The following is a 12,805-nucleotide window of genomic DNA, read 5'->3' on the forward strand; positions in this document are numbered from 1 at the left end:
AAAAGAAAGAAAATTACCGCTATTCCTCCTTAAAAAAGGAGGTGCAGGAGGGCGCCAGGCCAGGGTTGTATCAGAGATAAACCATTTTCTTTCTTTTGGTCCGTTTTCCTGTTGCGAGTTGTTACAAAACGAAATCCACAACATCGCAACCCGCAACAGTCACCATCATCCGTCATCCTTTTTCTTCTTGCCTCCCAAAATGCCTTTCAGCTTCTCCTTCGCCTTATCTTTTACTTCCTCAGTAGCCTCTTTCACCTCTTCCTTCACTTCTTCTTTCTTCTCCTCTACGGCCTCTTTCACTACCGCCTCGGCAGAGTCTCTTTTCTGTTTCACCTCCTGGGTGATGGCCTCTTTCTTCTTGTTGATCTCTTCCTGAGCTTTGCTCTTCAGTACCGCTTTAACCCCTCCACCGGATGAAGACCCCGGTTTTGCGCTAAGCAGCTTCACTTTCGGGTCATCATACGTGCCTGCAATCCCCAGATTCAGGGTAATGTCCTTACCCACCACATTGTCCATGCCGGCAAATGACGAGATCGCGCTGTTCAGCGCCTGACCTACCTGGCCGGACGGCACATCCATAGACATGGCATAGTCCAGGCTGCCATCTATGCCCGTGCTGCCGCTGACCGTCGCCTTGCGACCACCTAGTGTAAAGTCAAACGGCTCCACATACAGCCGACCGTTTTTGATCTCAGTGGACATGATCACATCCTTCAGGGTAACGACCTCCTCGCCACCGGCGCTCAGCTTGCTAACGTTAGAGATGGCATTCAGTACTTTCAGGTTTTCTACTGAAGCGCTCAGGATCTCCACCAGCCCCGCTCCATGCATCTGATCATACAAGGGCATCATGTCCTGACCGAGCACACCGCCTACAGCAAAATCTGTCGAGAACTTTCCATTCATCTTTTCCGCCACAGGTACCAGCTTCTGGATGGTAGAAAAAGCATCAAATGCTTTCGGGATCGAAAGCTCCTTGATCGTAAAGTCAAAATTGAATAGCGGATTTTCCAATGCTACGGCCGACTCATATGCACCACTCATCTCAAAGTAGCCATCCAGCAGGTTGAACCCGGTTTTGTCCAAACGCACTGCTCCGTCGCGGATCACCACCTTGCCGTTAAAATCCATAAGCTCCAGGTTGTCATACACGATCTTATCGATGCGGGACGTCAATTCAAAATCAATGCTTTCCGGAATACGCACCACCTCCATGGCCGCTGTATCTGTTTCCTCAACCACCGCGGCAGTATCCGCCGGAACCATCCACTCATTTATATCCACCAGCGCTGAATAAAAATTAAGCGTACCATACAGCTTCGCACTGTCATCCAGCGCATACGCCATATAGTTAGTGATCTTTCCTGACATATTCAGGTCCGTCTTACCGGCATTTCCTTTGAAGGATGCCAGCGTAATCTCCGATGGGTTAAAGTTCATTTTGGACTCGGCAATGCCAAAACCCTGCGGCAGGTCCGTGCTCGTGTAGTAAAAGTCCGCCACTGATACGCTGCCCGATGTTGGCAGGCTGGCATAACGCTCCGCCTCGAGGTCCGACATGCGACCCTTCGTTTCCAGCGCCGCATTGATCTTTCCGCGCAGCTCCGTATCTTCTATTGGCACCACTTTGGTGAGCTTCTCCAGGTCCAGATTTCCGTTGAGACGAAAGTCCCAGTAATAGTCCTCCAGGTCTTTGAAAAACAGATACGCCGTGGTCTCCTCGCCATCCAGCAGCATGTGAAACTTCTCCAGCTCAAAGCTCGTTTCCGTCAGGTCTGCAGACGGCATGTCAAACACGGCCTTCACCTGGATGTCCTCCAGCGGCTGTGGAAACTCCGAGTAAACTACCCGGCCATCCGCTATGCCAAAGTTTGCATTCACGGCCGGCAGGTCCTCGTCCGTCACCTTGCCCCGCACATAGCCATCAAAGCCTACCTCCCCGCTGGCCTCCACACCGCCCAGATACTCCTGGTACACGCCCGGGATCAGCGAAAGCACACTCTGCAGGTTGATGTCTTTTCCACCAAAAGTGATGTCCATATCAATGTCCTCACCCGGCATGCTGATAAACCCGTCAAAGCCAAAGCCAAAGTCATTGAGCGACACCTTATTTTCTTTAAAGGTAAACTTCATGTTCGCCAGGTCCATCGCCATGGTGATGTCTGCGTTCAGCTCCTTGTCTGACACGTACTCCACGCCATCATAGGCAAAAGACAGGGCCGCCACACGAGTGGTCGTCACCATGTCAAACACATCCTGTGAAAAATCGCCGGAGCCCGTATGGTTCAGCCCGCCGATCGAAACAAGCGTAGGCAGCGTAATGTCATTGTAGATCACCGTACCATTGATGATCTCCCATTTATTGATCTGAATATTCAAGGGCTCACTGGCCGCAGTATCCTCCTCCACGGTTTCCTCCTCACCCGTACTTTTCACAATGTCATAGTTGGCTGTGCCATCTGCCAGCACCATCACCAGGATGGTGGGCTCATCCAGCGTCACGTTTACGATCTCTATCTGATCCCCCATGATCACTGACATCAGGTCCAGCGTGAGGTTGAAGTTTTTGACGTCCGCCAGCGTATCCCCCTCAAACACGCCCACACCGGCTACCCCAAAATCTCCGACCGTCACCGACACGTCCGGGAAGCTTCTGAAAAGCGACACGCTAAACTTATCCGTATCGTAATACACCTTCGCATCCAGGCTGTTTGCCATCTCTTTGTCCAGCGCCGCCTGTATATCGTCTTTAAAAATGACCGGGACCAGCACGGCAGCCAGCAGGACCAGTCCGACAAATGCAGCAATGATGATGAGTACCTTTTTCATAACCGATGTGTGTTTGATTTATGTAAGTACCAAATTACAAATTTTCCCCCGCACTCCTTAACGGTCAGGCAAAAGTTTTATGAAAGCATTGCCAACCAAAGTCATTGTGAAAGGATCTATCATATTTCGAAGGCTGGTGGGCTTTGTCAACTACAGGGGGCCGGGGAGAGGCCTAGTCTTTTCCGGAATCTCCTATCTTTCCGGTATAAACCATGAAAATGAGCATGCTGCCGGGACTAGCAATCCGCGACGCGTAGGCCAACCTGGCTGGCCGCGCCTGCCCAACCGGGATTAAAGTATGTACCAAATATCAAATTTTGAGACGACACATGAAACTAAAATACATAATCACTACACTCCTGCTCTTATCCCTTTCTTTCGCCTACTGTCAGTATGGACGGATCCACGCCACCGTAGCAATCGGACCCACTTTTCCCTTAGGTAAAGAATTCCGACATGTAGATGAAGTGGATCCGGAAATTCACTCTGAGTCCGGTGGAGCAATAGCTCTTAGCCTGGGCTATGATATCACCAAACATTTCGGAGCATCATTATATGTCGCAGGCTCCGAGGTAGAGGTGCAAGACCTGAATAACTCCTACGGATTCTCATATGGTGACTGGTTTGCGGTCTGGATACTACCGGGAGTTTACTATTACCACGACTGGGGAAAGCATTTCCGACTCAATACCATGCTACAGGCCGGTGTTGCGGGCGCATCTCCGCCAGATCGCTACCAGTTTATGCTCACCCAGGATGGGGCTGCACTGGAAAGAACCTACGAAACCTCCGGACGAATCTTTGGGATGGGACTGTCCGCAAAAGGCACCTACTACATCTGGGAGTTCCTGGGCGTTTTCGTAGACTGCCATTACCTCTACGCAAGGCCCACTTTTACCTATGGCAAGCAGCCCATGCACATCGTACAGCTTGACCTGGGCATTGGAGCACGGCTGTTTAAGTTTTGAGGGGTTTATGTTTAATGGGGGGTTCAGGCTTAGTCTTTCCTTGTACGGCTTTTAGCCTCAGGCATTGCTAAAGTGATATTAAAAAAAGCCACTCAAACGAATGAATGGCTTTCCTAAAATGTCAGGATAAATGGCTATTTATGTTTTCCGCAATTGAAGGAGGAAACTTATCCACCTTGGTATAATAGGATTTTTCAAGCAACTCCCCTTTTAAAGTGTTCACCTTAAGTGAATGATATGAAATGTCCAGATTAGCTGATATTTCACCCTTTGTGACTGTCCCATGAAGTGGATCTCCCAGAACCCACACCATGACGATTGCCAAAAGTCCACTAATCTTCCGTTTCTTCTTCCATGCCTCATAAGAAATAATCTTCTCCGGAATCAAATACTCCACCCATTTATTAAAGGTTTTGGTATCAACTTTATAAAGCTTACTCAACCTACTTTTCTTTAGAGAGAATGGAGAGAAGAAAAACAGGGTGATTGCAACAATTAGTATAATAATAAAAAAAGTCATAGTCATAAAGTTAATTGTTTTGTGATCGTTTGTCTACTGTTGATTGCACTTCGGCTGCTAAACTCTCAGATCTAATGCGTCCATGGTTTTTAACTTCAGTTTTGGTAATTCTGATCTTGTCAGATTCTGTAAATAGTTTGTTTTTCATATTTTTTAAATTTTTATTTAATAGATGAACCAAAGATCAATCCACCGAAAAAACTGGTTTAAAATACCTCCCTGATAATTTCTTAAACGGTCCGTTTCCCTCCGGCCAATAACCATTATATTTATTGCCCAATTCACTGACCACCCAATGAGTACCCAACGAATCTCTTTATCTCAACTTGAGCAATATCTGTCCAAAGCAGCCTGGATTCTGAAAGGGCCGGTCGATGCCTCTGATTTTAAAGTGTATATTTTCCCGCTTCTTTTCTTCAAAAGGATATCAGACGTCTACGATGAAGAATATCAGAATGCTTTAGAAGAATCTGACGGAGATGCAGAATATGCCGCTCTTCCGGAGTTTCATCGATTTGAGGTCCCGCAGGAGTGCCATTGGAAGGACGTTCGTGAGGTGACAACCAATGTTGGACAAGCGATTGAAAAAGCTTTGAGGGGAATTGAACAAGCGAATCAGCAGTACCTCTATGGAATTTTCGGAGATGCGCAGTGGAGCAATAAAAATAAATTACCAGATCGCTTACTGATTGATCTTATAGAGCATTTTTCTCAGTATGAGCTATCGAACAGCAAAGTGGATGTTGACATCCTTGGCAGGGCCTACGAATACCTAATCAAGCACTTTGCGGATCTGACAAATAAAAAAGCAGGTGAATTTTATACTCCCAGGTCTGTAGTGCACTTGCTCGGGCTCATTCTGGATCCTCATGAAGGTGAAAGCATTTATGATCCTGCCTGCGGTACGGGCGGAATGCTTTTGGAATGCGTGGATCATCTAAAAGAGAATAATGAGGACTACCGAACACTCAAGCTCTATGGCCAGGAAAAAAATCTGACTTCAAGCTCAATTGCACGGATGAATATGTTCCTCCATGGCATTGAGGATTTTTTTATTGAACGAGGAGACACACTGCGAAAGCCCGCATTCTTTGAGGCCGATGGACTTATGTCCTTTGATTGTGTCATTGCCAATCCCCCCTTTTCACTGAAAAGCTGGGGTGCTGAGAGCTGGGGGAATGATCCGTATGGAAGAAACTTTGCAGGAGTACCACCCAAAGGAAATGGTGACATGGCGTGGGTCCAGCACATGATCCAGTCCATGAATGAACACGGACGAATGGGGGTTGTACTGCCGCATGGAGCCCTTTTTCGAAAAGGTGCGGAAGGTAAGATCCGACAAGCGCTTCTGGAAGCGGACCTATTGGAAGCAGTCATTGGGCTAGGCCCCAATATCTTCTATGGCACCCAACTAGCAGCCTGTATCATGATCTTCCGCAGACAAAAACCTGATCACCAAAAAGAGAAGGTCCTTTTCATTGATGCTTCCGATCGGATACGTGTCGGACGGGCGCAAAACTTTCTGGAAAAAGAACATGTCCAGCAAATCTTTCAGTGGTACAAAGATTATCAGGACGTGGAAAATCATGTCAAGACAGCTTCCATGGATGATATCCGGGAAAATGATTACAATCTCAACATTCCTCTTTATGTGGAGAAAATCATAGAAGATGACTTGCCAACCGTAGAAGAAGCGCTGGCTGATCTGAAAGAAGCCTGGAACGAGAGCCAGGAAGCCGAAAGAAGGTTTGTTTCTATCCTTAAAAGATTTCTGTGAATGGAACCATTTGATACCTCTAATAATCGTCATTTTATCACACATCAGTATGCTAGGTGGTGTGCTTTTTCTTCGACCAGATCAAAGGCTCCTTCGCCAAGAAAAAAAGGAGATGTATATCCCTTGATTGATTTACCAAAATACGAGGCTATACTAGGTATAAACAATGAAATAGGTGACGAGGAGTTTGCCGAGTGGCACCTGGAAAACTGTGAATTAATAACTAAAACAAGACCTGATTGGCCAATAGGATGGTCTGCTAAATTGATTAATATCTATTTAAAGACTATGGTATACATTGGCGGTATCGGGAGGCCGAATCTCAAAAATTGCATTCATCCACCAATAGATGGTGGCTTGTGGAAAGGAATCAAAAGTCATTATAAAAACAATAAAGATATTATTGCAAACACGCATGTTGTCTCAAAGATCAAGGCGATAACCACTTATTCCATTTATGCTCAAATTATTCAAGGAATCTATGAAATATCATTGAAGGAAAAATGGAACTTGATAGAAGTAGAGAGACTATGGGAAGGAACTAAGTATTAAAAAATGACCCAGCAACAACTCGAAAAATTTTTATGGGGGGCAGCAACTTCCCTGCGCGGTACCATCGATGCAGGGGATTATAAGCAGTTTATTTTTCCACTGCTGTTCTTTAAACGCATCTGCGATGTTTATGATGAAGAATATGAAATCGCCCTGGAAGAATCTGGCGGAGATCTGGAGTATGCCGCTTTTGAAGAGAATCACCGTTTTCAGATTCCTAAAGGAGCACACTGGAAACATGTGCGGGAAACGACGGTGAATGTAGGGATGGCCATACAGGAGGCCATGCGAGCAATAGAAAAAGCCAACCCGGAAACCCTCTATGGGATCTTTGGTGATGCCAGCTGGACGAACAAAGACCGACTGAGCGATGAGATCTTGACAGATCTCGTAGAACATTTTTCACAGGAAAAGCTGAATCTGAAAAACGTACCCGACGATCAGCTGGGCAATGCTTACGAGTACCTGATCAAAGAGTTTGCGGATGATAGCGGACATACGGCAGCAGAGTTCTATACCAACCGCACAGTGGTGAAGCTCATGACGCTCATCATGGACCCACAACCGGGGGAGAGTGTCTATGACCCCACCTGTGGCAGTGGCGGCTTGCTGCTAAACTGTGCACTGCACCTGAAGGAAGAAGGCAAAGAATACCGTACCCTCAAGCTCTACGGGCAGGAGATTAACCTGATCACAAGCTCCATTGCGCGCATGAACATGTTTCTGCATGGGATCGAAGAATTTCAGATTGTGCGGGGAAATACGCTAGCCCAACCAGCCTTTCTGGAAAATGACGAGCTCAAGCGCTTCAATGTGATCCTGGCTAATCCGCCTTACTCCATCAAAAGCTGGGACCGCAAAAGCTTTGAAAATGATCCCTATGGACGCAATCTATGGGGTACACCGCCACAAGGCTGTGCGGATTATGCTTTTGAACAACACATTCACAAAAGCCTAGACATGGAAAATGGCAGATGTGTACAACTATGGCCTCATGGAATACTTTTTCGAGACAATGAAAAGAATATGCGCAAACGAATGATCGAAACCGATACTGTCGAATGCGTCATAGCTCTCGGCAAAAATCTCTTTTACAATTCATCAATGGAATCAGCTCTGCTTATCCGAAAGACAAACAAGGAGGAAAAGAAAAAAGGAAAAATTCTATTCATCAATGCCTACAATGAGGTTAAAGAAGAAAAAACCATCTCTTTCTTATTAGATAGCCACATTGAGAAAATATATAAGGCATACTGTAGTTTCAAAAATATAGATGGCTTTGCGAAAGTAGTGGACATTGATGACGTTCTCTCAAAAGATGGTTCACTCCTAGTTACTAATTATGTGGATTCTACAAGACTGAGAAAATCAGATACTAAACCTTTCAGAGAAGCCTATAAGGAATGGGAAAATTTATCAATTAAACTTACAACCAGTATGAATTCCTTATTTAAATCAATCGGTTAATGCAGTTGAATATTGATAACTCTGGATGGAAGCGGGTCACTCTTAGTGATGTGGTAGTGAAGAAAGAAGAGAATGATAAGGAAAACGCCGGCAAGAGGTTTGATCGTTTCCTAAAAGTAGAGCATTTGGATAAAGAGACCCTTCATATTAGAAGATGGTCAAGCCAAGAAAATGGAGATGAACTCAATCCCTATTTTTACAAAATTTTTAGAGCAGGGCAAATTCTTTTTCCAACAAGAAACCCTCATTTGCGAAGAGCGGCATTAGCATCCTTTGATGGGATTTGTGGAGAGAAGACATTGACGTTGGAGCCTATAGAAGATATTGTAGATCCTTTATTTATTCCATTCCTTTTTCATAGTGAATCATTTTACGCACATACCACAAGCGCAATAATTGGATCCACCAATCCACATGTACGTTGGAGGGATGTAGCCAACTACCAATTCCTCCTTCCTCCCAAAGACCAGCAAGCACAGCTAGCCGAACTGCTCTGGGCTATGGATGAGGTAATTGAAAGGGAGCGGGAAGTTTTGGAGAGGTTGGAGAACGCAAAAGCGGTTTTTGAACGTAAGAGGATAGCCTATGGTTTTGACTCGAATAGGCGGCCTCTGCCGAGTAAATGGGCGGTAAGAAAAATTAAGGACTTTGCGAAAGTTCAAGCAGGATCAACTCCATTGCGATCTAATAAAGATTATTTCGATGAAGGTGAATTCAATTGGGTCAAGACATTAGATCTAAATAATGGCGAAATTTTTGGCACAGAGGAAAAAATTACCCACCTCGCTCTGAAAGAGACAAGTTGCAAGTTAAGGTCGGTTGATACTGTTCTCGTCGCTATGTATGGTGGATTCAATCAAATTGGAAGAACAGGTATCCTTAAAATCCACGCTGCTACCAATCAAGCTATTTCGGCAATCGAGGTAGACAAAACCTTCATTGAACCAGAATACCTTTTAGCGGTATTGAACGCAAAAGTAAATTACTGGAAAAAGGTGGCTATCAGTTCCAGAAAGGATCCCAACATCACGAAAGCTGACGTAGAAAATTTTCCTGTTCCACTTGCCCCTCTTCATGAGCAGAAAATAATTCTTGAAGAATTAAAAAGCTTATTACAATCAATTGGAAAGATTAAATCCAAAATTCTCAGTTCACAGGCTTTGCAGCGGAGTATAATTAATCAGATTTTTTAGGGGATGGATATTCAGAAAATACATGAGGACCTCTATCAGGAGTTACTGAGACAATTTGAGGTAAATCCTAAACTCAGAATTCGTCCAAGAAAAACTAACCGTGGAAGAAAGCTTAGTGAAAAGGGCTATTGGTTCCTTGGTAATGATGATTTTCTGGCGATTGGGTTCTGGAAAGGGGTTAATTGGAAAACCAAATTACCTAACATCTCATTTCTTGTAAATAAAGAAGGCGAATCTTATTTAAAGATTAGTACTTCGGATTCCAATGAGAAAACGCGATTCATTGATTCCAACATCAAAGATTTAATAGGTCTCAGTAGTAAGCAAGATGTAAAAGCTTACAATGGAATGAAGCCTGTTGAAGCATTGAAACATTTTATAGAAAATGAATGGAAGCCAATTGACAATGTGATTGCGAAAAAGGATATAGGTGATGACGAAAAACTTCCCATCTCGTTGATTGATAATTGGGAGTTTGAAGAAGACATAGAAAACCTGAAAAGATTTCATAAGGAATTTAATGATGTTTCAAATCAAAGTACATTACTCTTTAGAGGAAATAGACTTTTTGAACTGAACATTGAAAAATATGGAATCATCCAAAACTGCTCGATATCAGAAATTTCAGAAGATACACAATGGATATTTTTTACCGGGGAAAATGGAGCAGGTAAGACTTCCATATTGAGAGCTATTGCAATTGCCTTATGCAATAACTATGATAAGGAGAGGATTGATTTCTCTGATGATCTGCGCATTATACTAAAATTACATCAGCAGGATCAGATCAAGGAATATACCATTGACACGACCTCTCACGAATCTGCAAACCCATCTTTGGTAGAAGGCTTCTCAGCATACGGACCTAACCGATTGCTAACAGATACCGATGAGTTTAATGATGATATCATCGAAATACAACTTGAAGCTTTACGATCCAGATTAACCTATGGTTTATTTAATCCAATAGATGTATTAAGGAGTTTAGTATCGCCTTATGATTTAGGTGAAAAACCAAAATATCTGGAAATGGCAGTCCAGGCTTTAGTAGAAAATTTGAGTAATATTCTTGAAGTGGTTGATACTGAAGTGAGTTATGATGATGATTTTAGGCTTTTATTTTTTGAAAAGCTTGATGAAAATGAAGAACTGGATATCAGAAAAGGTAAATCATTCAGTGAGTTATCTTCCGGGACCAAAAGTTTCTGTGCTTTAATAATAGACTTGCTTTTACGCTTGAAGCAACAACAACCCAGCATCAGCGATCCATCTCAATATAAGGGCGTTGTAATAATAGATGAGATCGACTTACATCTTCACCCAAAGCTTCAAAAAGAAATTGTGTTTCAACTCGGGGAAACATTCCCATACATTCAATTCATTGTTTCCACTCATAGTGCGATTAGTCTATTAGGCGCTCCTAGCAATTCTGTGTTCTACAAAGTTGAAAAAGATTTTAATGAAGGAGTTACTTGCGAAAGATTACAAATCGATATTTCAGGATTAACACCAAATCTGATTTTGTCATCCCCCATATTTGGTTTTTCCGAGCTATTAAGCAGCAATCTAAATAGCGAATTGAGCACTCAAGATTCATGGTCTCAGAAAATGACTGAGGATTCCTCGCTTCAATCTCTTTTGAATAAATATAAATCAAGAAAACAGAGAGGGAATGATTAGTGTTACGAACAAAAATTGTCGCAGTGACCATTTTCCAAGACAACTCAAAGTTAATGATATTGAATCTACAATTAAATCAATTATTTCTGATGCACCGAGACACAATGTAACTACCAAGTATAACGCCAAATCTGTTAAGAAATCACTAATAAAAATCTACCATAAGAAGTGTGCATACTGCGAATCTGACTGGTCTGGCAGCTCATTTCAGAGGGTTGATCATTACAGACCCAAGAAATATATTAAAGGAATAAAAAAGTCACACCACTACGGTTATTACTGGTTATCATTGGAGTGGACAAACCTCATCCAAGCATGTGAGGCTTGTAACAGTACCAAATCCAATAAATTTCCTGTTGAGAATGAGAGCAAAAGAATAAATGCACTTAAGAAAGAGAAGAGAATTGTTGACAAACAATACCGTGATATTAATTCACCACTGCTCAAAAATGAGGGAAGACTGCTACTTCATCCTGAGTTGGATGATGTAGAAATACATCTTGCGTTTCTTAAAAACGGGGAAGTTAAACCTAAAGACGGGTCTGAAAAAGGGAGAACTTCAATTGATACATATGGGTTGAATCGTGGGGATTTAATTCTTAAGCGTAAGCAGAAAATTGATAAGTATTTCACAAAGCTCGTTCGAATCTTTAATGATTACGAAGATAATGGTGCAGATGAATTTGCTATTAAATTCTTATATCACGATTTGAAAGGATATTTCCGTGAAATGCTCGATGAACAAGATGAAACCAAAGAGTATTCCAGGGTGGGATTTTATATGTTTCATAACTTCAAGGAGTTTTACATAGCACAACTGAATGAACTCGATGAGTATCAGATGATATTAAGCAGTTACTATAATCGGTTAATCGGAATGGTATAAAATTTATTATATAGGTATATTAGAAATATGAACTATCCTAATTCCATATCAACCCACATAGAGAAGGAACTTACCAAATTCATCCTAAAAGAATATCCAGAGGCCGATCCAGACAAAACTAAAGTTCTTGTAGCCAATTTCGAAAATGGTGGGGTGTCCTATGAACTGCGAGGAATTGAACGAAATCTGGAAATTGATAGAGAATTCCACAGAATAGTCAAGAAAATGAAGGAAAGTAAGGAGTTCGATTTTCTTAATCCTTAATCCGATTTCACCTTTAATTATAATATCTATAGTTGCATACCCCCAAAAACCCATATCTCTACCGCATGATCCACTGGCAAAATGTAGAATACATTCTGAGGAATGGCTTGTGCTGCAGGGAACATCCGGACCATGATCCAAACTATATAAATATCGGGCACAGACAATTAATCACGGATAGGCACGAGTATCTGATACCCTTACCGGAAGCAGGCAATCTGGGAGAATATGTGCCGTTTTATTTTGCAGGACATACACCCATGCTTTACCTTATTATGAACGGGTATAAAGGAGTGGAGCAAAGGCCCCAGGAGGATATCATCTTTTTGGTCAGTACACTTGAAAAGATAAAAGCATCCGGATTGGAATTCATATTTACTAACATGAATGCAAAATTAGCTTTAGCTGAGTTTTTCCGGGAGGAAAAAGACCTTGATCAGATTCAATGGGAGGTTGTACAAGACCGCAACTGGTCAAATAACCATGGCATGGGACGTCAGGACTACAAGCAGGCAGAATTTTTGGTAAGAAACTATGTTCCCATCGAATGCATTACTGCTTTAGTGGTCAAAACAAATGAAAGAAAGGCCTATTTTGAAGAGATGGTTGCAGAAGTAGGTATCGACCTGCCAGTTTATATTGATAAAACCTGTAAATTGTATTACTAAC

General features: G+C 42.8%; 12 protein-coding genes. 10 read left to right on the forward strand and 2 right to left on the reverse strand.

Features of this window, described 5'->3' with window-relative positions:
* Positions 1-165: 165 nt before the first annotated feature.
* Positions 166-2,829 (reverse strand): AsmA family protein, encoded by a 2,664-nt coding sequence (locus AC3E9V_RS01350; protein WP_488751383.1) that lies wholly within the window; start codon positions 2,827-2,829, stop codon positions 166-168.
* 79 nt (positions 2,830-2,908) lie between these two features.
* Here AC3E9V_RS01350 and AC3E9V_RS01355 point away from each other — a divergent pair, with 79 nt between their 5' ends.
* Together AC3E9V_RS01355 and AC3E9V_RS01360 are read left to right on the forward strand one after the other, a co-directional pair.
* On the forward strand, positions 2,909-3,124 hold the full coding sequence (locus AC3E9V_RS01355) for a hypothetical protein (protein WP_488751384.1): 216 nt from the start codon (positions 2,909-2,911) through the stop codon (positions 3,122-3,124).
* Positions 3,125-3,158: 34 nt separating this feature from the next.
* Positions 3,159-3,797 carry a hypothetical protein gene (locus tag AC3E9V_RS01360; RefSeq protein WP_488751385.1) on the forward strand — a complete coding sequence of 213 codons (639 nt, stop codon included), beginning with the start codon at positions 3,159-3,161 and terminating at the stop codon, positions 3,795-3,797.
* 121 nt (positions 3,798-3,918) lie between these two features.
* On the opposite strand, the gene AC3E9V_RS01365 is transcribed toward AC3E9V_RS01360, so the two are convergent.
* On the reverse strand, positions 3,919-4,317 hold the full coding sequence (locus tag AC3E9V_RS01365) for a hypothetical protein (protein ID WP_488751386.1): 399 nt from the start codon (positions 4,315-4,317) through the stop codon (positions 3,919-3,921).
* A 295-nt stretch (positions 4,318-4,612) separates the two neighbouring features.
* Here AC3E9V_RS01365 and AC3E9V_RS01370 point away from each other — a divergent pair, with 295 nt between their 5' ends.
* The 8 genes from AC3E9V_RS01370 to darT all read left to right on the forward strand — a co-directional run bounded on the left by AC3E9V_RS01370 (position 4,613) and on the right by darT (position 12,804).
* The gene (locus AC3E9V_RS01370; RefSeq protein ID WP_488751387.1) at positions 4,613-6,094 is read left to right on the forward strand and encodes a type I restriction-modification system subunit M; all 1,482 of its coding nucleotides are present in this window, start codon (positions 4,613-4,615) and stop codon (positions 6,092-6,094) included.
* A complete protein-coding gene (locus AC3E9V_RS01375) occupies positions 6,095-6,646 on the forward strand; it encodes a hypothetical protein (RefSeq protein ID WP_488751388.1) in 552 nt (183 codons plus the stop codon).
* A 3-nt stretch (positions 6,647-6,649) separates the two neighbouring features.
* Positions 6,650-8,113 carry a type I restriction-modification system subunit M gene (locus AC3E9V_RS01380; RefSeq protein WP_488751389.1) on the forward strand — a complete coding sequence of 488 codons (1,464 nt, stop codon included), beginning with the start codon at positions 6,650-6,652 and terminating at the stop codon, positions 8,111-8,113.
* The gene (locus tag AC3E9V_RS01385) at positions 8,113-9,306 is read left to right on the forward strand and encodes a restriction endonuclease subunit S (RefSeq protein WP_488751390.1); all 1,194 of its coding nucleotides are present in this window, start codon (positions 8,113-8,115) and stop codon (positions 9,304-9,306) included. Before AC3E9V_RS01380 ends, AC3E9V_RS01385 begins: the two co-directional genes overlap by 1 nt.
* A gap of 3 nt (positions 9,307-9,309) precedes the next feature.
* Complete coding sequence (locus tag AC3E9V_RS01390; RefSeq protein WP_488751391.1) at positions 9,310-10,986, forward strand: AAA family ATPase; 1,677 nt, start codon at positions 9,310-9,312, stop codon at positions 10,984-10,986.
* Positions 10,979-11,872: an HNH endonuclease family protein gene (locus tag AC3E9V_RS01395; RefSeq protein WP_488751392.1), complete on the forward strand. Its 894-nt coding sequence runs from the start codon at positions 10,979-10,981 to the stop codon at positions 11,870-11,872. The genes AC3E9V_RS01390 and AC3E9V_RS01395 overlap by 8 nt, the downstream gene beginning before the upstream one ends.
* Before the next feature lie 27 nt (positions 11,873-11,899).
* A complete protein-coding gene (locus AC3E9V_RS01400) occupies positions 11,900-12,136 on the forward strand; it encodes a hypothetical protein (protein ID WP_488751393.1) in 237 nt (78 codons plus the stop codon).
* Positions 12,137-12,201: 65 nt separating this feature from the next.
* Positions 12,202-12,804 carry a type II toxin-antitoxin system toxin DNA ADP-ribosyl transferase DarT gene (gene darT / locus AC3E9V_RS01405; RefSeq protein WP_488751394.1) on the forward strand — a complete coding sequence of 201 codons (603 nt, stop codon included), beginning with the start codon at positions 12,202-12,204 and terminating at the stop codon, positions 12,802-12,804.
* Position 12,805 lies beyond the last annotated feature (1 nt).

The organism is Marinoscillum sp. HNIBRBA16962 (assembly GCF_057801515.1).